The following is a 21699-nucleotide window of genomic DNA, read 5'->3' on the forward strand; positions in this document are numbered from 1 at the left end:
CGCCGGCGCGCGGCGGGGCTCGGGCCGACCGGACGGACACCCGCAGGGTTTTAGCCGCGCACGGCGGGAGTAGAGACATATGGCAACGGGGATCGTCGGGGAGTTCCTCGATCTCAAGGCGGAGACGGACGCGGACGTCCTCGCGATGCAGTGCGGCGACTTCTACGAGTTCTTTGCGGACGACGCGGAGTTGGTCGCCGACGAGCTCGATCTGTCGATCTCGCAGAAGTCCTCCCACGGCTCGTCGTACCCGATGGCGGGCGTGCCCCTCTCGGAGCTGACGCCGTACGTGAACGCCTTGGTCGAGCGCGGCTACCGGGTCGCGGTCGCGGACCAGTACGAGACCGAGGGCGGCGACCACGCCCGCGAGATCGTCCGCGTCGTCACGCCGGGCACGGTGTTGGAGACGAGCGACGACGACGCGCGCTACCTCGCGGCGGTCGTCCGCGAGGAGGACGGGCGCGGCGCGGCGGACGGACCCGCCGACGACGGGCCGTACGGCCTCGCGTTCGCCGACGTGACCACGGGGCGGTTCCTCGCCACGACCGTCGACGACGGGGGCGACCTGCGCGCGGAGCTGTACCGGTTCGACCCGGCCGAGGTGCTGCCCGGTCCGCAGGTCCGGAACGACGACGGCCTGCTCGGGGCGGTCCGCGAGGACCTCTCGGGACGCGTCACCGCCTTCGACGCGGAGGCGTTTGCGGCCGGGCGCGCGGAACACGCGGTGCGCGAGCAGTTCGGCCGCGAGACGACCGACAGCGTCGGGCTCGACTCGAAGCTCGCCGTCCGCGCCGCGGGCGCGGTCCTCTCGTACGTCGAGGAGACGGGGGCGGGCGTGTTGGCCTCGATGACCCGCCTGACGGCGTACGGCGCGGACGACCGCGTCGACGTGGACGCGACCACGCAGCGCAACCTCGAGATCACGGAGACGATGCGGGGCGACGCCGACGGCTCGCTGTTCGACACGGTGGACCACACACTCACGGCCGCCGGCGGGCGGCTACTCCGCGAGTGGCTCACCCGGCCGCGACGTGACCGCGAGACGCTCGACGACCGGCTCGACGCGGTCGAGGCGCTGGCGTCCGCGGCGCTCGCGCGCGACCGGCTCCGCGAGGTGCTCGGCGACGCGTACGACCTCGAACGGCTCGCGGCGCGCACGACGAGCGGGAGCGCGGGCGCGCGCGAACTGCTCTCGATCCGCGACACGCTCGCGCTGCTGCCCGCCCTCGCGGACGCGCTCGACGACACCGCCCTCGCCGACTCGCCCGCGGCCGCCGTGCTCGGTAGGGTCGACCACGACCGCGCGGCCGCGCTCCGGGAAGAGCTCGCCGACGCCCTCGCCGAGGATCCGCCCAAGGCGAAGACGAGCGGCGGACTCCTGAAGCGCGGCTACGACGACGAGCTCGACGACCTGATCGACCGCCACGAGGGCGTGAACTCGTGGCTCGACGGGCTCGCGGAGCGCGAGAAGCGAGAGCACGGGCTCAGCCACGTCACCGTCGACCGCAACAAGACGGACGGCTACTACATTCAGGTCGGCAAGTCGGTCGCCGATCAGGTGCCCGAGCACTACCGCGAGATCAAGACGCTGAAGAACTCGAAGCGGTTCGTCACCGACGAGCTCGCGGAGAAGGAGCGGGAGGTCCTCCGCCTGGAGGAGGCCCGCGGCGATCTGGAGTACGAGCTGTTCGAGGAGCTCCGCGAGCGCGTCGCCGAACGCGCCGAACTGCTTCAGGACGCCGGACGAGCGGTCGCCGAGCTCGACGCGCTCGCCTCGCTCGCGACCCACGCCGCGCGTCGCGACTGGACGCGCCCGGAGCTGACGACGGAGCGCCGGCTCGACGTGGAGGCCGGCCGCCACCCCGTCGTCGAGGGGACGACCGACTTCGCCCCGAACGACCGGCGGCTCGACGCCGACCGCGGCTTCCTCATCGTTACCGGCCCGAACAGGGGCGGCAAGTCGACGTACATGCGGCAGGCTGCGCTGATCCAGCTGCTCGCGCAGGCGGGCTCGTTCGTCCCCGCGCGAGCCGCCGAGGTGGGGCTCGTCGACGGCATCTACACGCGTGTCGGCGCGCTCGACGAGCTGGCGCAGGGTCGATCGACGTTCATGGTGGAGATGCAGGAGCTGTCGAACATCCTCCACTCGGCCACCGAGGACTCGCTGGTCATCCTCGACGAGGGCGGCCGCGGCACCGCCACCTACGACGGCATCTCCATCGCGTGGGCCGCGACCGAGTACCTCCACAACGAGGTCCGCGCGCGCACCCTTTTCGCCACCCACTACCACGAGCTGACGACGCTCGCCGACCACCTTCCGCGCGTCGAGAACGTCCACGTCGCCGTCGACGAGCGCGACGGCGAGGTGACGTTCCTCCGCACCGTCCGGGACGGCCCGACCAACCGCTCGTACGGCGTCCACGTCGCCGACCTCGCCGGCGTCCCGGACCCCGTCGTCTCCCGCGCGGACGAGGTCCTTGACCGGCTCCGCGAGGAGAAGGCGATCGAAGCCCGCGGCTCGCGGACCGGGAGAAACGGGAGCCGCAGGGGCGCCGGCGGCGACGGCGAAGGCGGCACCCAGCAGGTCGTGTTCGACCTCTCGTCCGGGTCGTTCTCGGACGCGTCCGACGCCGACGGGGAAACGGGGGCGGACGCCCAGCCCTCGAACGCGCGTCGGAACGGAGGCAATTCCGCGGACACGTCGGTCGAATCCGGCGGCTCCGGCGGCGCTGCGAAGACCGCAGCGACCGGATCCGACGCCGAGGCGGCCGAGCGGCTCGACGCCGAGACCCGCGCCGTGATCGAGGAGCTGAGCGACGTCGACGTCGCGGAGACGCCCCCGGTGGAGCTGCTCTCGCAGGTCCAAGAGTGGCAGGAGCGACTCGACTGAGGCCGCGTCCGCTCGCCGGGGGGTGCGTCTGACGTAAGAACTAATGTCCGACCTCGTCGTGTGGTGTGTATGGGCATCATGAGCAAGATCCTCGGCGGGGGTGGGAGCCGCTCCGTCGACGACTACGTCGAACTCGACGCGGACGACTTCGCCGACGCGCACGCGGAAACGGACACGCAGGTACACTTCGCGGAGATCGCCGACCAGAGCGACGTCATCCCGATCAAGGACGCGGTGTACGACGGCGACTTCGTCATCGCCGACATCACCCGCCACTCCACGTCGGACCGGACGATAGAACACGTCTACGACGAGCTCCGGCAGGTCGTCCAGGAGGTCGACGGCGACATCGTCCAGAAGGGCGACGACCAGATCATCGTCACCCCCACCGGCGTCAAGGTCTCGCGGCAGAAGCTATAGGCGCGCCCTCCCGACCGCTCGTCCCCGTTTTCCTCTCGTGACCCCGGCCTCGCGGCCGGCATTCGGGCGTACCGGTCGAACCGTGTCATATATGCCGTTCTCCCGCCCACGTAGAGTCGAATGGACGAGCCGGTACTGCTGACGGGCGCCGGCGGACGGGTGGGACAGGCCATCCTCCGCGGTATCGGCGACGACTACGACTGGCGGCTCCTCGACCGCGAGCCGCTCCCGGCGGCGAAGGTGCCCGACGGGGTCACCGACGCCGACCGGTACGTCGCCGACATCACCGACGAGCGCGCCGTCCGCGAGGCGATCGCCGACGTCGGCGCGGTGATCCACCTCGCCGGCGACCCGCGGAAGACGGCGCCGTGGGACTCCGTCCTCCGGAACAACATCGACGGGACGCAGGTCGTGATGCGCGCCGCCGCCGAGGCCGGCGTCGAGAAGTTCGCGTTCGCCTCCTCGAACCACGCCGTCGGCGGCTACGAGACCGACGAGCGGACGCCCGACCTGTACCGCCCCGAAGACGAGTACCGGCTCGACGGGAGCGAACTCCCGCGCCCCGGCAACCTCTACGGCGTCTCGAAGGCGGCCGGCGAGTCGCTCGGCCGCTTCTACCACGACGAGTTCGACATGAGCGTCGTCTGCGTCCGCATCGGGAACCTCACCAAGGACCACCCGCCCCGCGAGTACGAGCGGGGGCAGGCGATGTGGCTCTCGCACCGCGACTGCGCGCACCTGTTCGACCGCTGTCTCCGGGCGACGTACGGCTACGAGGTCGTGTACGGCATCTCGGACAACGACCGGCGCTACTACTCCATCGAGCGAGCCCGCGAGGCGCTGGGCTACGACCCCGCGGACAACTCGGGCGACTACACCTTCGAGGGCGAACCCAAGCCGGACCGCGACACCGAGACGAACGGCGGCCGCTACGCCGCCGGCGCGGACGCCGCCGACGCGCCCGCTGAGCCCAACTTCCCGGCTGCCCCGGACGCGCCGAGCGACGACGCCTGAGCGGCCGCCGCCGGCCGCCCTCGCGCCGGACCGCGCCGCTAGAACAGGTCCTCGACGTCCCGCCGCTTCCGCTCTTCTCGCTCCACGTGGTCGCCCAGTCGCGCGGCCACCTGCGGCCGCGCGTCCGGCGTCCGCAGGTACGCGAGCAGCAGTTCGGCGAACTCGGTCCGCCCGGTCCCGCGCTCCGCGGACGCGAACTCGGCCGCGGTCGCGAGCGTCGCTGCGTCGCCCGGCCCGCCCGTCGCCGCGAGCGCCGGCACCGCGAGACCCGCCGCCCCGAGCGACAGATCGCCGAACGTCGGCGTCTCGCCGTCGACGCGGATCCGCGGCGGCGTCGCCGGCCCCGTCGCCTCTGGCGCCTCGGCGAGCCGCTCAGCCCACTCCCGGACGGGGGCCATCGCGACCCCCAGCGAGTCGGAGTCCGCCGTCAGCGCCGTGACGGCGTCCGCCGCGCGCTCGGAAGCGCCCGGCTCGTCGCCGTCGGCCGCGCGGTGCGTCGCCGTCGCGGTCGCGGTCAGCCCCCGAAGCAGTCGCTCGGCGTCCTCCGGTCGCTCTGCGTCTTCCCCGCCGCCGTCATCGATCGACGCCCCCGCCGCTTCCCAGACGTGACGCGCCGCGAGGGGGTGCCCCTCGTTGAACAGCGTGGCGCCGGCGACGACGCGATCGCGATGGACGGCGTCCCCGCGGTCGCTCCGTGCCTCCGAGTCGCGGTCGCTCACGCGTCGCGGTCGGTGGCGGCGAGTGATAAATGTCGAGTTCCGCGAACGGCTCGGGGGAGGGCGGAGCGTCAGCAGGAGGCGGAGGGTTCGTGAGTCAGCGGGAGGCGGAGGGTTCGTGTGTCAGCGGGGTCGGTCAGGTCTCTCGGATGCTCGCGTCGTCGGCCGGGAGGCGGAGCGTCTGGCCGACCGCGCTCGGATACCGTCGGTGGAGCGCCGCGCCGACGACCGCGCCGGCGAGGGCCGCCAGCGCAACCGCGGCCGCGATCGGAAACGCGAGGACCCCGACCACCACGGCCGGCAGCGCCGCCAAGGCGATCGTCGCGCCGAGCGACGGGAGGGACTCGGTCGGGTGCGGGCACGCGTACAGGTCGGGGCGAACCATGCGTCTGGAGGGGGGTCGATCTGCTGTCATCGTCGGATTGGGGTGGTGGTGCGAGGCGTGCGCCTCGCGGTCGGCGTCAGTTCGGCCGCCGGAGACCGCACCGCGCGGTCGGAGGGCGACGGATCGGTGTCGAGAGCAGTCCGGTAGAAGCGGTCGCTCGCGTCGGCAGCGAGCGGGCCGCCCCCGCGTCGGGGTCACGCGGCGACGGCACCGAGGAGAGCGGCGACCGGCCCGCGGACCCGTTTCCGGACGCTCCAGCGGGGGGCGAACGTCGGAATGGGGTCGCGGACGGTCATGGATTCGACCCGGCGGTGGGGACCGACTGGGCGTACGTTCACCGTGTGACGGAACCGGATTAATAGTTTCCCGTGTGTGGAAACCAATGTCGTGGCCGGTCTCCGCCACTCCGCTCGGCGTCGGCGGATCCACCAGTACACTAACCACGTGGGGGGTCGTACTGTCGATCGACGTGTCCAGTAGTCTACTCCCAGTGATCGCGGTGATTCTCGTCTCGGGGCTCGCGGTCCAGCTGCTCGCTCACCGGCTCCGGGTGCCGAGCGTCATTTTCTACCTCGCAATCGGCGTGGTGCTCGGACCCGAGCTGCTCGGCCTCGTCACGCTGGAGACGTTCGGTGAGGGACTGGAGATCATCGTCGGACTCAGTGTCGCGATCATCGTCTTCGAGGGGGCGTTCGCGCTCCGGATCGACCGGATCCGCCGCGCGTCGACGGTGTCGCTCCGGCTGGTGACGATCAGCGCGGTCGTGATGTTCCTCGGCACCGCGGCGGCGGTCCGCGCGTTCACGGACGGCACGTGGGAGATCGCGCTGCTGATCGGCGCGCTGCTGGTGGCGACCGGCCCGACCGTCATCACGCCGATCCTCAACGTGGTCCGGGTGCGGGACCACGTCGCGACCGCGCTGGAGACGGAGGGGATCGTCAACGACGTGACGGCCGCGATCGTCGCGGTCGTCATCTTCGAGACGCTGCTGCTCGATGACCTCGGCGTCCCCGCGACGGTGCTCTCGTTCCTCCAGCGGTTCGGCGTCGGGGTCGCCGCGGGGCTGCTCGCCACGGGGATCATCTACCTGTTACTGGACAGCGACATCGTCCCCGAACGCGACGTACAGGCGTCGCAGTTCCTCGTGCTGTCGGCCGCGATCGGCTCGTTCGCGGCCGCCGAGGCCGTCGCCGCGGAGGCGGGCATCGCGGCGGCGGCGACGAGCGGGACCCTCCTCGGGAACCTCGGGATCGACAACCGCGAGGAGATAGAGACGTTCGCGGAGAACACCACCACGATCGTCTTATCCTTCGTCTTCATCTCGCTCGCAGCGCTGATCGACGTCGAGGCGATCGCCGGCCTCGGGGTCGGCGTGATCGCGATCGTCGCCGTCATCATGCTCGTCTTGCGACCCCTCGGTGCGTTCCTCGCGACGTTCAGCGTCGAGCGGTTCACCCGCCCGGAGCGCCTGTTCATCGCGACCGTCGGGCCGCGGGGGATCATCCCGGCGAGCGTGGCGACGCTGTTCGCCATCGAGTTGGAGCTCGCTGGCAGCATCGCCGCCGGCGAACTGCTCGTCGGCACGGTGTTCGCGGTCATCTTCGCGACGGTCCTCGTCGAGGCGGGGTTCGCGCGGCAGATCGGAGAGTTTCTCGGAGTGTCACCAATGCGCACGATAATCATCGGCGGGGGCCGGGTCGGTCAGGCGCTCGCCACGCGACTGGAGAACAGGGGCGAGTACGTCGTCGTCGTCGAGACGGACCCGGACGTCGCCGAACGGGCGCGCGCAGAGGGGTTCACCGTCTACGAGGGGGACGGCAGTGACACGGAGGCGCTTCGCGCCGCCGACATCGACGACGCGAAGCGGTTCATCACGACGACGGCCGACGACGACATCAATCTCCTCGCGTGCCAGCTCGCCATCACCAAGTTCGACGTTGCGTCCGTCTACTCACGGGTGAACGACCCGGACAACGTCGACGCCTTCGACAGCATCGGCGTCACCGGCATCGACGCCACGACGGCGACCGCGGCGGCCATCGACGACGAGATAGAACGCCCCGCGCTCACCCACTGGATGAACGAGCTCGGCGACAGCCACGACGTTCAGGAGGTTGAGGTGACCTCTCGCGAATTGGCGGGGAAGAGCATCCGCGACCTCAACGCGCGGATCCCGGACGACACCTTCGTCGCCGTGATCAGCCGCGACGGCGAGAACCGCGTTCCCTCGGCCGACAGCGTCCTCGAAATGGGCGACAGCGTGACGTTCATCGGCGCCACCGACGGGGTCCGCCGAGCGAGGGAGCGGTTCCACCCGCACGATTAACAGCTCGGTCAGATCGCCCGTGGAGTGAGGGTGACCGGCTCTGAGCCCCAGTCGCGGGGGCGACATACTCTCCACTGCGCCCGTCGTTTGGTGTGGCCGAAACGTCTCGACGGAGTCCGACGCGAGTGAAACAAGCGTCGGGCACGTCGGGACCGAACGCAGTCGCTGCCGAACGAAGTGAGGCAGCCGCAAAGTGAGCGTCCTGACGGAGATTTGAACTCGGAAAGCCGTTCGGCCTCGCTTCGCTCGGCCGCTGCGACTTTCCTGCTCAAATCTTCGCGGAGTTTTCGGACACACGCACGGCTCGCTACGCTCGCCGTTTGGTTTGTCCGAAAACGTCCTGACGGAGATTTGAACTCCGGTCCCTGGCTCCGCAAGCCAAGAGGATAGTCCACTACCCTACCAGGACTCATCTCTACGTATCGCGGTGGAACTTAAGACGGTTACGGTCCGGCGGCCGCGTGCCTGCGGTCCGCATACTCCCCGTGCCGGATGAACACCTTTTGTATCGACGGGACCCATGAACGCCCATGAGACGCTTTCGAGCCGCGACCGCGACCCGCTCCGGTCCCCGTGCCGACCGGGGGGTGTCCGGCGCGCCCCCCGGCCAACGGCAACGCTTATGCGCGAACCCGTCGACCACGGAGGGACGAGTATGGGCGCCATAGAGGAGGTGTACGAGGACCTCGACACCGACGTCGAGTTCGAGGAGTTCGAGGCCGCCGTCGAGGACAAGGTCGAGCAGATGGGCGGGCTCGCGGACGAGGAGACCGCCGCGATGCTCATCGCACACGAGCTGCGCGACGAGGAGGCCGACACCATCGCCGACATCGAACCGGGGATGAACGAGGTGAAGTTCCTCGGCAAGGTGACAGCCATCGGCGAGATCCGGACCTTCGAGCGCGACGACGAGGACGCGGAGGAGGGTCGCGTGTGTAACGTCGATGTCGCCGACGCCTCCGGCTCCGTCCGGGTCGCACTGTGGGACGACATGGCCGCGGCGGCCGAGGAGGAGCTCGAAGTCGGGCAGGTCCTCCGCGTCATGGGCCGTCCCAAGGAGGGGTACAGCGGCCTCGAAGTGAGCGCGGACAAGGTCGAGCCGGACGAGGACGCCGAGGTCGACGTCCAAGTGCTCGACACCTACCGCGTCGAGGACCTGACGCTCGGGGCGTCCGACGTGGACCTCGTGGGGCAGGTGTTAGACACCGACTCGATCCGGACGTTCGACCGCGACGACGGCAGCGAGGGACGCGTCGCCAACCTCACGCTCGGCGACGAGACGGGGCGCGTGCGCGTCACGCTCTGGGACGGGAAGGCCGACCTCGCCGAGGAGTTCGCGGCGGGCGAGGTCGTCGAGGTCGGCGACGGCTACGTCCGCGAGCGCGACGGCGACCTGGAGCTCCACGTCGGCGACCGCGGCACGGTCGAGCGCGTCGACGAGGACGTCGAGTACGTCCCGGAGACCACCGACATCGCCGACCTCGAGATCGGCCAGACCGTCGACATCGGGGGCGGCGTCATCGAGACCGACCCGAAGCGGACGTTCGACCGCGACGACGGCAGCGAGGGACAGGTCCGCAACGTCCGGATCAAAGACGAGACCGGCGAGATCCGCGTCGCGCTGTGGGGCGACAAGGCCGACCGCGAGATCGAACTGGCCGACCGGGTCGTCTTCACCGACGTCGAGATCCAGGACGGCTGGCAGGACGACCTCGAGGCGTCCGCGAACTGGCGCTCGACCGTCTCCGTCCTCGACGAGGGGAGCGACGCGGCGGCCGGCGTCGCGGGCGGCGCGTCCGGGGCCGGAAGCACCGGGGGCGACGGAGACGGCCGCGGGTCGAACGAAACCGGTCTCGGTGCCTTCTCCGATGACGGCAAGAAGGCGGCGGCCGAGGCCGTCGCCGGTGAGGCCGGCGACGAGGAAGGGAGCGGTGCGAGCGGCGGCGCGGCGACCGCGGCGGCGGAGCGATCGGACGGCGCCGTCGAGTTCACCGGCACGGTCGTCCAGACCGGGGACCCGGTCGTGCTCGACGACGGACAGCAGACGAAATCGGTCGACACCGACGCGAGCCTCCGGCTCGGCGAGGGGATAACCGTCCGCGGCCCGGAGCGCGACGGGACCATCGACGCCGACGACGTCTTCTGACGCGCCCGACCGCCGCGGCGGCTCGTCCGGATCCGGCGGCAAAGCGGGTAACGGAAAGCGTTATACGACACACGGACGCGACTGTGTGTATGAGTGTCGAGTTACCGTTCGCGCCGGTCGACGGGATCATCCGGCGGAACGCGGGGGAACTCCGCGTCAGCGCGGACGCCGCCGAGGAGCTCGCGCGACGGATCCAATCGCACGGCGCCGAGCTCGCCGTCGACGCGGCCGAGCAGGCGACCGCGGACGGCCGGAAGACGCTGATGGCCGCGGACTTCGGCGTCGAGCAGGTCGTCGGCCGGGAGGATCTCACGCTCCCGGTCGCGCCCATCGACCGGATCGCTCGACTCCGGATCGACGACCGCTATCGGGTCGGCGTCGACGCGCGCGTCGCGCTGGCCGACATTTTGGAAGACTACGCCGACAACGTCGCGAGCGCGGCCGCGACGCTGGCCCGGCACGCGGACCGACGGACCGTACAGGCCGAGGACATCGAGACGTACTTCGCGTTGTTCGAGTAGATGCAGTTTGGCTACAGCGAGCGGTGTCTCGACCACGACACCGGCGAGCGACACCCGGAGAACCCGGACCGACTCCGCGCGATCCGCCGCGGTCTCGCGAAGCGGCACGGCGTCGAGTACGTCGAGGCCGATCCCGCGGCGAAGGCGGCCGTCTCGGCCGTTCATGACCCCGATTACGTCGACGAACTGGAGTCGTTCGTCGCGGACGGCGGCGGCAGCTGGGACCCCGACACCGTTGCCAGCGACGGGACGTGGGACGCGGCGCTCACCTCGGCCGGGCTCGCCCAGTGGGCCGCCCGCGCGGCGCTCGACGGCTCGACCGGGCGGCAGACCCCGTTCGCGATCGGCCGCCCGCCGGGCCACCACGCCGTCACCGACGACGCGATGGGGTTCTGCTTCTTCAACAACGCCGCCGTCGCGGCCCAGACCGCCCTTGACGAGGACCTCGCTGACCGCGTCGCGATCTTCGACTGGGACGTGCACCACGGGAACGGCACGCAGGACATCTTCTACGACCGCGGCGACGTCCTCTACGCGTCGATCCACGAGGACGGCCTCTACCCGGACACGGGGGACCTCGACGAGACCGGCGAGGGAGACGGCGACGGGACGACCGTGAACCTCCCGCTGGCGGCCGGTGCCGGCGACGCCGACTACCTCTACGCCGTCGACGAGGGGATCGGGCCTGCGATCGATCGGTTCGACCCCGACCTGCTGATCGTCTCGGCGGGGTTCGACGCGCACCGCCACGACCCCATCTCGCGGATGCGCGTCTCCTCGGAGGGGTACGCGCTGTTGACCGACCGGATCCGGACGCTCGCCGATGACGCCGGCGCCGCCCACGCGTACGTGCTGGAGGGCGGATACGGCCTCGACACGCTCGCCGAGGGGGTCTCGATGGTCCACGAGACGTACGACGGGCGCCCCCCGGTCGACACCGACGAGGACCCGGACGCGAAGACCGAGTCCCTCGTCGACGACCTGCGGGCGGAACTGGACCTGTAGCCCGGAAGATGGGTCGACGCCGGACTCGCCCGTCGCTGCCGCTCCTCGCTCGTAGTCGGCGTCGACAGAAACGCCCGGAGCGGGATTTGAACCCCGGTCGTTCCGCTCGCTACGCTCGCTTCACTCCCTGATTCAAATCCCTTCGACGGTTCCTGCTGTCGCGGTACTCACTCGTCGCTACCGCTCCTCGCTCGCAATTGCGACAGCAGAAACGCCCGGAGCGGGATTTGAACCCGCGTCACGACCGTGACAGGGTCGTATGATGGGCCACTACACCATCCGGGCAACCAAGCGACAGCGCCCCGAAACCGGGGACGCCCGGAGCGGGATTTGAACCCGCGTCACGACCGTGACAGGGTCGTATGATGGGCCACTACACCATCCGGGCTTGTCGTACCAGTTCGTATCCCTGTCTGGCAAATAAGGCTTGTCATCGCCGACGAGGATGGGGTCCGGTGACAGGGGGGTTGCCTCCGATATCCTTTTGTGTCAACCTCGCGTGTGTGGGAGTGTCGAACGCCCCGCGACCCGTGAGCCGCGCGCGGCGGCGCTTGGTAAGTCTTATGACGCTGGCGCATATACCTACCTGTAGTATCTCGTGATAGCTTCTCCCCACCACCAGCACCCATGGTAGACGTAAGCCAACACGAACTCGTCCCGGACCACGTCCTCCTCGACGACCCCGAGGAGGTCGAAGAGGTCCTGGCGGAGTACGACGTGAAGAAAACGAACTTACCGAAGATCAAACGCACGGATCCCGCGCTCCCCGACGAGGCCGAGGTCGGGGACGTGGTGAAGATCGTCCGCGACTCCCGCACGACCGACGAGGCGGTCGTGTATCGACTGGTCGTCTCATGAACAGGCAAGACCGACGCGTGGTTTCACGCGAATACTTCTCCGACGAACGGCTCGCCGAACACCACTTCCGCTCGTTCAACAACTTCCTGGACCGCGGCATGCAGGAAGTCGTCGACGAGAAGGAGACGATCGAGACGGACATCGGCGACAAGGAGGGCCAGGAGCCCGTCTACGTCGAGCTCGGCGACGTGCGGATGGTCACCCCGCGCGTCCGCGAGGCCGACGGCTCCGAGGAGCTGCTCTATCCCCAGGAGGCGCGCCTCCGCAACATCACCTACTCGGCGCCCGTGTTCATGGAGATGTCCATCGTCCGCGGCGGCGAGGACGAACCGGAGCAGGTCGTCGACACGACCGAGACGAAGGTCGGTCGGATGCCGATCATGGTCGGCTCGGACAAGTGTAACATGGCGGGCTTTTCCGACGAGGAGCTCATCGACATCGGCGAGGACCCCGTCGACCCCGGCGGCTACTTCATCGTCAACGGCTCCGAGCGCGTGCTGATGACCTCGGAGGACCTGGCGCCGAACAAGATCCTCGCCGAGTACGACTCGAAGTACGGCGACGAGATCCAGGTCGCGAAGACGTTCTCCCAGCGCCGGGGCTACCGCGCCTTAGTGCTCTGTGAACGCAACCGCGAGGGGCTGCTCGAAGTGTCGTTCCCCTCCGTCTCCGGCTCCATCGACTTCGTGACGCTCGTCCGCGCGCTCGGGCTCGAATCCGACGAGGAGATCGTCCACCGCGTCTCGGACGACCCCGAGATCGTGAAGTTCATGCTGGAGAACTTAGAGGAGGCCTCGGTCCAGACGACCGAGGAGGCAATCGAGACCCTCGGCGAGCGCGTCGCGAGCGGTCAGGGGAAGAACTACCAGCTCAAGCGGGCGAACTACGTCATCGACCGCTACCTCCTCCCGCACCTCCACGAGGAGGGCGTCGACGAGGAGGACGTGCGGATCAACAAGGCGTACTACCTCTGCCGGATGGCCGAGGCGTGCTTCGAGCTCGCTCTCGACCGCCGCGAGGCCGACGACAAGGACCACTACGCGAACAAGCGCCTGAAGGTCTCCGGCGACCTGATGCGCGACCTGTTCCGGACCGCTCTCAACAAGCTGGCGCGCGACGTGAAGTACCAGCTGGAGCGCGCGAACATGCGGAACCGGCAGCTCACCGTCAACACGGTGGTCCGCTCCGACGTGCTGACCGAGCGCCTCGAACACCCGATCGCGACGGGGAACTGGGTCGGCGGCCGCTCGGGCGTCTCCCAGCTCGTCGACCGGACCGACTACATGGGCGTGCTCTCGCACCTGCGGCGCCTGCGCTCGCCGCTGTCGCGGTCGCAGCCGCACTTCGAGGCGCGGGACCTCCACGCGACCCAGTGGGGTCGCATCTGTCCCTCCGAGACGCCGGAGGGGCCGAACTGCGGGCTCGTGAAGAACTTCGCGCAGGCGATGGAGCTCTCGCAGACGGTCGAGGACGAACAGGGGCTGAAACGAGAACTGGCGTCGATGGGTGTCGAGGGGATCCCCGGCATCGAGGGCGTCGAACGACAGACGGCGGACGACTGATCATGGCACAAGCAGAACGCGAAGCGAAGGTGTACGTCAACGGGAGCCTCGTCGGCACCCACGAGAACCCGGACGAGCTCGCCGAACAGATACGCGAGGCGCGCCGCCGCGGCGACGTCTCGGAGATGGTGAACGTCTCGGTGAAAGACCGGACCCGCGAGGTCATCGTCAACGCCGACGCGGGGCGGGCGCGACGCCCGCTCATCGTCGTCGAGAACGGCGAGCCGCTCCTCGGCGACGAGGAGATCGAGGCCCTCGAACGCGGCGACGTCGAGTTCGAGGACCTCGTCGAGCGCGGCTACGTCGAGTTCATCGACGCGGAGGAGGAGGAGGACATCCTCGTCGCGGTCGACGAGGAGGACGTGACCGAGGACCACACGCACCTCGAGATCGACCCGCAGCTCGTCTTCGGCATCGGCGCGGGGATGATTCCGTACCCCGAGCACAACGCGAGCCCGCGGATCACCATGGGCGCGGGGATGATGAAGCAGTCGCTCGGGCTCCCCTCGGCCAACTACCGCATCCGGCCGGACACACGTCAGCACCTCCTGCACTACCCGCAGCTGGCGATGGTGAAGACGCAGACGTCCGACCAGATCAGCTTCGACAAGCGGCCGGCGGCGCAGAACTTCGTCGTCGCCGTGATGTCCTACGAGGGCTTCAACATCGAGGACGCGCTGGTGATGAACCAGGGCTCCGTCGACCGCGCGCTCACCCGCTCGCACTTCTTCCGGACCTACGAGGGCGAGGAGCGCCGGTACCCCGGCGGCCAGGAGGACCGCTTCGAGATTCCGGACCAGGACGTTCGCGGCGCGCGCGGCGAGGACGCGTACACCCACCTCGACGAGGACGGCCTCGTCAACCCCGAGACGAAGGTCGACGAGTCGTCCGTCCTGCTCGGGAAGACCAGCCCGCCGCGCTTCCTTGAAGAGCCGGACGACATGGGCGGGCTCTCACCGCAGAAGCGCCGCGAGACCTCCGTGACGATGCGCTCGGGCGAATCGGGCGTCGTCGACACGGTGACGCTGATGGAAGGCGAGGACGGCTCCAAGCTCTCGAAGGTGAAGGTGCGCGACCAGCGCGTCCCCGAACTGGGCGACAAGTTCGCGTCCCGACACGGACAGAAGGGCGTCGTCGGCCACCTCGCGCCCCAGGAGGACATGCCGTTCACCGAGGAGGGGGTCGTCCCGGACCTCGTGATGAATCCGCACGCGCTGCCGTCGCGGATGACGGTCGGCCACGTGCTGGAGATGCTCGGCGGGAAGGTCGGCTCGCTCCGCGGCTCGCGCGTCGACGGGACGCCGTTCCAGGGGGAAGACGAGGAGGAGCTCCGCGGTCAGCTGGAGGAGTACGGCTTCGAGTCCTCCGGCAAGGAGGTCATGTACTCCGGCGTCACCGGCGAGAAGATCGACGCCGAGATCTTCGTCGGGACGATCTTCTACCACAAGCTGTACCACATGGTGTCGAACAAGCTCCACGCCCGCTCGCGCGGGCCGGTCCAGGTGCTCACGCGCCAGCCGACCGAGGGGCGCGCCCGCGAGGGCGGGCTGCGCGTCGGGGAGATGGAGCGCGACACGATCATCGGCCACGGCGCGTCGATGGTGCTCAACGAGCGGCTGCTGGAGTCCTCTGACGCCGAGACGGTCCACGTCTCAGCGGAGACCGGGCTCGTCGCCGTCGAGGACCGCGAGCAGCGCCGCGTGTACGACCCGGTCACGGGCGACGAGGACGACATCCACGAGCTGGAGGTCAGCTACGCGTTCAAGCTGCTGCTCGACGAGATGATCGCCCTCGGCATCCGACCGAAACTCGAACTGGAGGACGCGATTTAGATGTCAATGCAAACACCGAAAGTGCTCGGCGGGATCGACTTCGGCCTCATGGACCCGGAGACGTACCGGGACATGTCCGCGACGAAGGTGATCACGGCCGACACGTACGACGACGACGGCTATCCGATCGACATGGGGCTGATGGACCCGCGACTGGGGGTCATCGACCCCGGCCTGGAGTGCCGGACCTGCGGCTCGCACTCCGGCTCCTGTAACGGCCACTTCGGCCACATCGAGCTGGCCGCGCCGGTCATCCACGTGGGCTTCACGAAGCTCATCCGGCGGCTGCTGCGCTCGACGTGCCGCGAGTGCGGTCGGCTCGCCCTGGACGACGCCCAGCGCGACGAGTTCCGCGACCGCTACGAGCGGGCGAAGGAGCTCGGCGACGACGAACACGACGTGCTGAAGGCCGCCGTCCGGCAGGCCCGCAAGGCGTCGACGTGTCCGTTCTGCGGCGAGCCGCAGGCGGACATCAAACACGAGAAGCCGACCACCTACTACGAGGTTCAGGACGTGCTCTCCGGAGACTACTCCGAGCGAATCGCGGCCGCGATGCAGCCCGATGAGGAGGAGGACGACCCGGGCACCTCGCCGCAGGAGCTCGCCGAGAAGACGGACATCGCCGTCGACCGGATCAACGAGATCATGGCCGGCGAGTTCCGCCCGCGCAAGGAGGACCGCCGCGCCATCGAGAAGGCGCTGGACGTCGACCTCACCGAGGAGGACATGAACAAGCTGATGCCCTCGGACATCCGCGACTGGTTCGAGGACATCCCGGACGAGGACCTCGAGGTCCTCGGCATCGACTCCGAGCACTCCCGCCCCGAGTGGATGATCCTGACGGTGCTCCCGGTCCCGCCGGTGACCACTCGTCCCTCGATCACGCTCGACAACGGCCAGCGCTCCGAGGACGACCTCACCCACAAGCTGGTCGACATCATCCGGATCAACCAGCGGTTCATGGAGAACCGCGAGGCCGGCGCCCCGCAGCTGATCATCGAGGACCTCTGGGAGCTGCTCCAGTACCACGTCACAACCTTCGTCGACAACGAGATCAGCGGGACACCGCCGGCGCGACACCGCTCCGGCCGTCCCCTCAAGACCCTCAGTCAGCGGCTGAAAGGGAAGGAGGGCCGCTTCCGCGGCTCGCTCTCCGGGAAGCGCGTCAACTTCTCCGCCCGGACCGTCATCTCGCCGGACCCGACCCTCTCGCTGAATGAGGTCGGCGTTCCGGACCGGGTCGCCAAGGAGATGACCCAGACGCTCAACGTCACCGAGCGCAACGTCGAGGAGGCGCGGCAGTACGTACGCAACGGGCCCGAGGCCCACCCCGGCGCGAACTACGTGCGCCGTCCCGACGGCCGCCGGCTGAAGGTGACCGAGAAGAACTGCGAGGAGCTCGCCGAGAAGGTCGAGGCCGACTGGGAGGTGAACCGCCACCTCGTGGACGGCGACATCGTGATCTTCAACCGACAGCCGTCGCTCCACCGGATGTCCATCATGGCCCACGAGGTCGTGGTGATGCCGTACAAGACGTTCCGGCTCAACACCGTCGTCTGCCCGCCGTACAACGCCGACTTCGACGGCGACGAGATGAACATGCACGCGCTCCAAAACGAGGAGGCCCGCGCCGAGGCCCGCGTCCTCATGCGCGTCCAAGAGCAGATCCTCTCGCCCCGGTTCGGCGGGAACATCATCGGCGCGATCCAGGACCACATCTCCGGCACCTACCTGCTCACCCACTCGAACCCCGAGTTCACGGAGACGCAGGCGCTGGACCTGCTCCGCGCCACGCGCGTGGACGAACTGCCCGAGGCGGACGGCGTCGACGACGACGGCCGCGAGTTCTGGACCGGCCGGACGCTGTTCTCGGAGCTGCTCCCGGACGACCTCGACCTCTCCTTTACCTCCTCGGCCGGCGACAGCGTCGTCATCGAGGACGGACAGCTGATAGAGGGGACCATCGACGAGGACGCGGTCGGCGCGTTCGGCGGCGAGGTCGTCGACACGCTCACGAAGGAGTACGGCGAGACCCGCGCCCGCGTGTTCATCAACGAGATCGCGTCGCTGGCGATGCGCGCGATCATGAACTTCGGGTTCTCGATCGGGATCGACGACGAGTCGATCCCGCCGGAGGCCGAAGAGCAGGTCGACGAAGCGATCGAGAGCGCCTACGACCGCGTTCAGGAGCTCATCGCGACGTACGAGGCCGACGAGCTGGAGTCGCTGCCGGGCCGCGGCGTCGACGAGACGCTCGAGATGAAGATCATGCAGACGCTCGGGAAGGCCCGCGACTCGGCCGGGGAGATCGCCGACCAGCACTTCGGCGACGACAACCCGGCGGTCGTGATGGCGCGCTCGGGCGCCCGCGGTTCGATGCTGAACCTGACGCAGATGGCCGGGTCGGTCGGCCAGCAGGCGGTCCGCGGCGAGCGGATCAACCGCGGCTACGAGGACCGGACGCTCTCGCACTACCGACCGAACGACCTCTCCTCTGAGGCGCACGGCTTCGTGGAAAACTCCTACCGCGGCGGGCTCACCCCGCAGGAGTTCTTCTTCCACGCGATGGGCGGCCGCGAGGGGCTCGTCGACACGGCGGTCCGGACCTCCAAGTCCGGTTACCTCCAGCGTCGGCTCATCAACGCGCTCTCCGCGCTGGAGGCGCAGTACGACGGCACGGTCCGGGACACCTCGGGCCGGATCGTCCAGTTCGAGTTCGGCGAGGACGGCACCTCGCCCGTGAAGGTCTCCTCCGGCGAGGAGGACGGCATCGACGTCGACGGGATCGTCGACCGCGTGGTCGACGCGGAGTTCGCCTCCGACGAGGAGAAGGAGCGGTTCCTCGGCGAGCGCGAGCCGCCGACGAACCTCTCGGAGCACGCCGGGCCGGGACTCAACAAGGCCGGCGGGCCGGGGGTGGAGTCCGATGACTGAGTACGACAACGTCACCGACGACATGGAGGCGGTCGTGGAGGCGACCGAGCTCCCCCGCCGACTCAGGACGAAGGTGTACGAGGCGATCGACCGGAAGGCCGAGGAGGCCGGCGAGGTCACCATCGAGCAGGCGACCGACATCGCCGAGGGCGTCGAGAACCGCTACGAGCAGACGCGGGTTGATCCCTTGGACCCTGTGGGCACTGTTTCTGCCCAATCGATTGGTGAACCCGGTACTCAGATGACAATGAATACTTTTCACTACGCTGGCGTCGCAGAAATCGACGTCACGCAGGGGCTCCCCCGACTCATCGAGCTGGTGGACGCCCGGAAGACGCCGGACACGCCGATGATGACGGTCCACCTCGACGGGGAGTACGCGACGGATCGCGAGAAGGCCCACGAGGTCGTCTGGTCGATCGAGGCGACGCGCATCCTCGCGCTCGGCGACGTATCGACCAACGTCGCGGACATGCTGGTCCGGATCGATTTAAACGACGACACCCTCTTGGAGCGGTGGCCCACCCACTCCGACCCGACGGAGATCGCGGGGATCATCGCCGAGACGATCGAGGACGCGTTAGGCGTCGACGCCCGGCAGGCCGGCACCGTGATCGAGTTCGGCCCCAACGAGCCGAGCTACCGCGAGCTGCTCCAACTCGTCGAGCGGCTCCGGGAGATCGTCTTCAAGGGGATCGAAGAGATCGAGCGCGTCGTCATCCGCAAAGAGGAGATCGACGGCGACGAGGAGTTCGTCCTCTACACCGAGGGGTCGGCGTTCGGCGACACCCTCGACATCGAGGGCGTCGACGCCTCGCGGACGACGTGTAACAACATCCACGAGATCTACCGCAACCTCGGCGTCGAGGCGGCCCGCGAGACGATCATCGACGAGACGAAGAACACGCTCGAAGAGCAGGGGCTCGACGACGTGAACGTCCGCCACCTCATGCTCGTCGCCGACATCATGACGAACAACGGCGAGATCGAGTCCATCGGCCGGCACGGCATCTCCGGCAACAAGGACTCCGTGCTGGCGCGCGCGGCGTTCGAGGTGACGGTGAACCACCTGCTCGACGCCGCGATCCACGGCGAGTACGACGACCTCGACGGGGTCATCGAGAACGTCATCGCCGGCAAGCCCATCTCGATGGGGACCGGCGACGTCGACCTCCGGATGGGGTCGCGCGTCGTGAGCGACGACTAATGCGCGTCGAGCTCTCCGACGAGGCGCGGCGCTACATCGGTCGGTTCGACGAGCTGACCGGCGTCACGCCGACCGACTGCCTCGTGGAGGGCGACCGGCTCGTGTTCGTGGTACCCGCGGGCGAGATGGCGGCCGCGATCGGGCAGGCCGGCGAGACCGTCACGGAGGCGGAGCGGCGGCTCGACAAGTCGATCGAACTAGTCGAGGACGCCGACACCGCCGAGGCGTTCGTCGCGAGCACGCTCGCGCCGGCGGCCGTCAACGCGGTCACCATCTCGGAGCAGAACGACCGCGTGGCGTACGTCGAGGTTCCGGAGGCGGACCGCGGCGTCGCCATCGGCGCGGAGGGTGCGAACATCGAGACCGCCCGCCGGCTCGCCGAGCGTCACTACGACGTCGACGACGTACAGCTGACCTGAGGGGAGCGACGCTCCGCCGGTCGTCCCGGGTCCCCCGGTTCGCGCGCCGAGGGCGCCCGAACCCGCGCACTCTTCCGCCGGCTTCGACCGGAGAACGAACGCGTCTCTCGGCGGCTTATCGCCTCAACGTTGTTTTGCGCCCGTCGTTCCGCCGCGAAACGCCCTCAGATCCGTCGAGAGGTACCGCTCGGGGAATCTGAGGGCGTTTCGCGGCGGCGAAAGACGACGCTTAAGTAGCTCCGTTCGGAAGTAGACGTACGATGGCGAACGGCAAGTACGCGGCCCGTAAGCTCAAAAAGGACCGGCAGAAGCGACGCTGGTCCGACTCCGAGTACGCTCGGCGCGAGCGCGGGCTCAAGACGAAGTCCGACCCCCTGGAGGGTGCCCCGCAGGCGCGCGGCATCGTCCTCGAAAAGGTCGGCATCGAGGCAAAGCAGCCGAACTCGGCGATCCGAAAGTGCGTCCGGGTTCAGCTCATCAAAAACGGGAAGCAGGTCACCGCGTTCTGCCCCGGTGACGGCGCGATCTCGTTCATCGACGAGCACGACGAGGTCACGATCGCCGGGATCGGCGGCGCGAAGGGTCGCGCGATGGGCGACCTCTCCGGCGTCAACTACAAAGTCGAGAAGGTCAACGGCGTGTCGATGATCGAACTGGTTCGCGGCAACGCGGAGAAGCCGGTCAGATGAGCGGCGAGGAAACCGAGGCGCCGTCCGAGGAGGACGTCGCCGCCGAGGAGCCGGACCCGGACGCGCCCGCGTCGAGCGAGGCCGCCAACGAGAACGCCAAGCTGTTCGGCGTCTGGGACGTCACCGAGATCGCCTACGAGGATCCCTCGACGAAGCGGTACATGACGGTGACGCCCATCGCGCACACGATGGGCCGCCACGCGTCGAAGCAGTTCAAGAAGTCGGAGATCTCCCTGGTCGAGCGGCTGATCAACCGCCTGATGCAGACCGAGGAGAACACCGGGAAGAAACAGCAGGCGACGCGGATCGTCCGCGACGCCTTCGACATCGTTCACGACCGGACCGAGGAGAACCCGGTCCAGATCCTCGTGAGCGCCGTCGAGAACGCCGCGCCCCGCGAGGAGACCGTCCGCCTGAAGTACGGCGGCATCTCTGTCCCGAAGGCGGTCGACGTCGCGCCCCAGCGCCGCGTCGATCAGGCGTTGCTCTTCATCTCCGACGCCGTCGCGAGCGCGACGTACAAGTCGACGACCGCCGCCGCCGAGGCGCTCGCGAACGAACTCGTCGCCGCCGCCGACTACGACGTCGAGGGCTCCTACTCCATCTCGCAGAAGGAGGAGCGCGAACGCGTCGCCGCCGCGGCCCGCTGACGCCGCCGGCGTTTTCTACATCTCTTTCCGACCGCCCACCGACGGGTCCGCCTCGATCTCGCCGCGTCGGGCGCGTCGCCGCCGCTGGTGAGGAGCGAAAAAAGAAAGTCGGGTTCGGCCGCGCG

The 21699-nt window shown here is 69.1% G+C and carries 18 protein-coding genes and 3 tRNA genes; 15 read left to right on the top strand and 6 right to left on the bottom strand.

Annotated elements, in window-relative coordinates:
* Window positions 1–79: 79 nt before the first annotated feature.
* The 3 genes from mutS to azf all read left to right on the top strand — a co-directional run bounded on the left by mutS (window position 80) and on the right by azf (window position 4324).
* Window positions 80–2890: a DNA mismatch repair protein MutS gene (mutS, locus tag B9H04_RS05660; protein WP_085682520.1), complete on the top strand. Its 2811-nt coding sequence runs from the start codon at window positions 80–82 to the stop codon at window positions 2888–2890.
* A 69-nt stretch (window positions 2891–2959) separates the two neighbouring features.
* On the top strand, window positions 2960–3310 hold the full coding sequence (locus B9H04_RS05665; protein WP_049932189.1) for a cell division protein SepF: 351 nt from the start codon (window positions 2960–2962) through the stop codon (window positions 3308–3310).
* Window positions 3311–3430: 120 nt separating this feature from the next.
* Window positions 3431–4324, top strand: coding sequence for an NAD-dependent glucose-6-phosphate dehydrogenase Azf (gene azf, locus B9H04_RS05670; RefSeq protein WP_085682521.1), 894 nt, complete (start codon window positions 3431–3433; stop codon window positions 4322–4324).
* Between the two features lie 38 nt (window positions 4325–4362).
* Here the strand turns inward: azf and B9H04_RS05675 are convergent, their stop codons facing one another.
* From B9H04_RS05675 to B9H04_RS18595, 3 genes are all read right to left on the bottom strand, one after another.
* Entirely contained in the window at window positions 4363–5043 is a 681-nt protein-coding gene (locus B9H04_RS05675) for a hypothetical protein (RefSeq protein ID WP_085682522.1), read from the bottom strand.
* Window positions 5044–5176: 133 nt separating this feature from the next.
* Window positions 5177–5425: a hypothetical protein gene (locus B9H04_RS05680; RefSeq protein ID WP_248648658.1), complete on the bottom strand. Its 249-nt coding sequence runs from the start codon at window positions 5423–5425 to the stop codon at window positions 5177–5179.
* 194 nt (window positions 5426–5619) lie between these two features.
* Window positions 5620–5763, bottom strand: coding sequence for a hypothetical protein (locus B9H04_RS18595; protein ID WP_155120041.1), 144 nt, complete (start codon window positions 5761–5763; stop codon window positions 5620–5622).
* A 152-nt stretch (window positions 5764–5915) separates the two neighbouring features.
* Between B9H04_RS18595 and B9H04_RS05685 the strand changes: the two genes are divergently transcribed.
* Window positions 5916–7751, top strand: coding sequence for a cation:proton antiporter (locus tag B9H04_RS05685; RefSeq protein ID WP_085682523.1), 1836 nt, complete (start codon window positions 5916–5918; stop codon window positions 7749–7751).
* A 336-nt stretch (window positions 7752–8087) separates the two neighbouring features.
* On the opposite strand, the gene B9H04_RS05690 is transcribed toward B9H04_RS05685, so the two are convergent.
* Window positions 8088–8160: transfer RNA gene (locus tag B9H04_RS05690), tRNA-Arg, on the bottom strand.
* Window positions 8161–8406: 246 nt separating this feature from the next.
* Between B9H04_RS05690 and B9H04_RS05695 the strand changes: the two genes are divergently transcribed.
* From B9H04_RS05695 to B9H04_RS05705, 3 genes are all read left to right on the top strand, one after another.
* Window positions 8407–9897 (top strand): single-stranded DNA binding protein, encoded by a 1491-nt coding sequence (locus B9H04_RS05695; protein ID WP_211277036.1) that lies wholly within the window; start codon window positions 8407–8409, stop codon window positions 9895–9897.
* 89 nt (window positions 9898–9986) lie between these two features.
* Entirely contained in the window at window positions 9987–10418 is a 432-nt protein-coding gene (locus B9H04_RS05700) for a histone family protein (RefSeq protein ID WP_049932198.1), read from the top strand.
* Window positions 10419–11423, top strand: a complete 1005-nt coding sequence (locus B9H04_RS05705; RefSeq protein WP_049932199.1) for a histone deacetylase family protein — start codon at window positions 10419–10421, stop codon at window positions 11421–11423.
* Between the two features lie 212 nt (window positions 11424–11635).
* On the opposite strand, the gene B9H04_RS05710 is transcribed toward B9H04_RS05705, so the two are convergent.
* Window positions 11636–11708, bottom strand: a tRNA-Asp gene (locus B9H04_RS05710).
* A 30-nt stretch (window positions 11709–11738) separates the two neighbouring features.
* Window positions 11739–11811: transfer RNA gene (locus B9H04_RS05715), tRNA-Asp, on the bottom strand.
* A 239-nt stretch (window positions 11812–12050) separates the two neighbouring features.
* Between B9H04_RS05715 and B9H04_RS05720 the strand changes: the two genes are divergently transcribed.
* The 8 genes from B9H04_RS05720 (at window position 12051) to B9H04_RS05755 (ending at window position 21574) form a co-directional block, all read left to right on the top strand.
* Window positions 12051–12281: a DNA-directed RNA polymerase subunit H gene (locus B9H04_RS05720; RefSeq protein WP_004599097.1), complete on the top strand. Its 231-nt coding sequence runs from the start codon at window positions 12051–12053 to the stop codon at window positions 12279–12281.
* Window positions 12278–13843: a DNA-directed RNA polymerase subunit B'' gene (locus B9H04_RS05725; protein ID WP_006111499.1), complete on the top strand. Its 1566-nt coding sequence runs from the start codon at window positions 12278–12280 to the stop codon at window positions 13841–13843. Before B9H04_RS05720 ends, B9H04_RS05725 begins: the two co-directional genes overlap by 4 nt.
* 2 nt (window positions 13844–13845) lie before the next feature.
* Complete coding sequence (gene rpoB, locus B9H04_RS05730; protein ID WP_004599095.1) at window positions 13846–15675, top strand: DNA-directed RNA polymerase subunit B; 1830 nt, start codon at window positions 13846–13848, stop codon at window positions 15673–15675.
* Window positions 15676–15681: 6 nt separating this feature from the next.
* A complete protein-coding gene (locus tag B9H04_RS05735) occupies window positions 15682–18609 on the top strand; it encodes a DNA-directed RNA polymerase subunit A' (protein ID WP_085682525.1) in 2928 nt (975 codons plus the stop codon).
* Entirely contained in the window at window positions 18602–19816 is a 1215-nt protein-coding gene (gene rpoA2, locus B9H04_RS05740; RefSeq protein WP_049932202.1) for a DNA-directed RNA polymerase subunit A'', read from the top strand. Before B9H04_RS05735 ends, rpoA2 begins: the two co-directional genes overlap by 8 nt.
* Entirely contained in the window at window positions 19816–20235 is a 420-nt protein-coding gene (locus B9H04_RS05745; protein WP_049932204.1) for a NusA-like transcription termination signal-binding factor, read from the top strand. The genes rpoA2 and B9H04_RS05745 overlap by 1 nt, the downstream gene beginning before the upstream one ends.
* A 260-nt stretch (window positions 20236–20495) precedes the next feature.
* A complete protein-coding gene (locus tag B9H04_RS05750) occupies window positions 20496–20924 on the top strand; it encodes a 30S ribosomal protein S12 (protein WP_006111505.1) in 429 nt (142 codons plus the stop codon).
* Complete coding sequence (locus tag B9H04_RS05755; RefSeq protein ID WP_049932207.1) at window positions 20921–21574, top strand: 30S ribosomal protein S7; 654 nt, start codon at window positions 20921–20923, stop codon at window positions 21572–21574. Before B9H04_RS05750 ends, B9H04_RS05755 begins: the two co-directional genes overlap by 4 nt.
* The last annotated feature ends 125 nt before the right edge of the window (window positions 21575–21699 follow it).

Source organism: Halorubrum ezzemoulense DSM 17463 (assembly GCF_002114285.1).
GTDB classification, from domain to species: Archaea; Halobacteriota; Halobacteria; order Halobacteriales; family Haloferacaceae; genus Halorubrum; species Halorubrum ezzemoulense.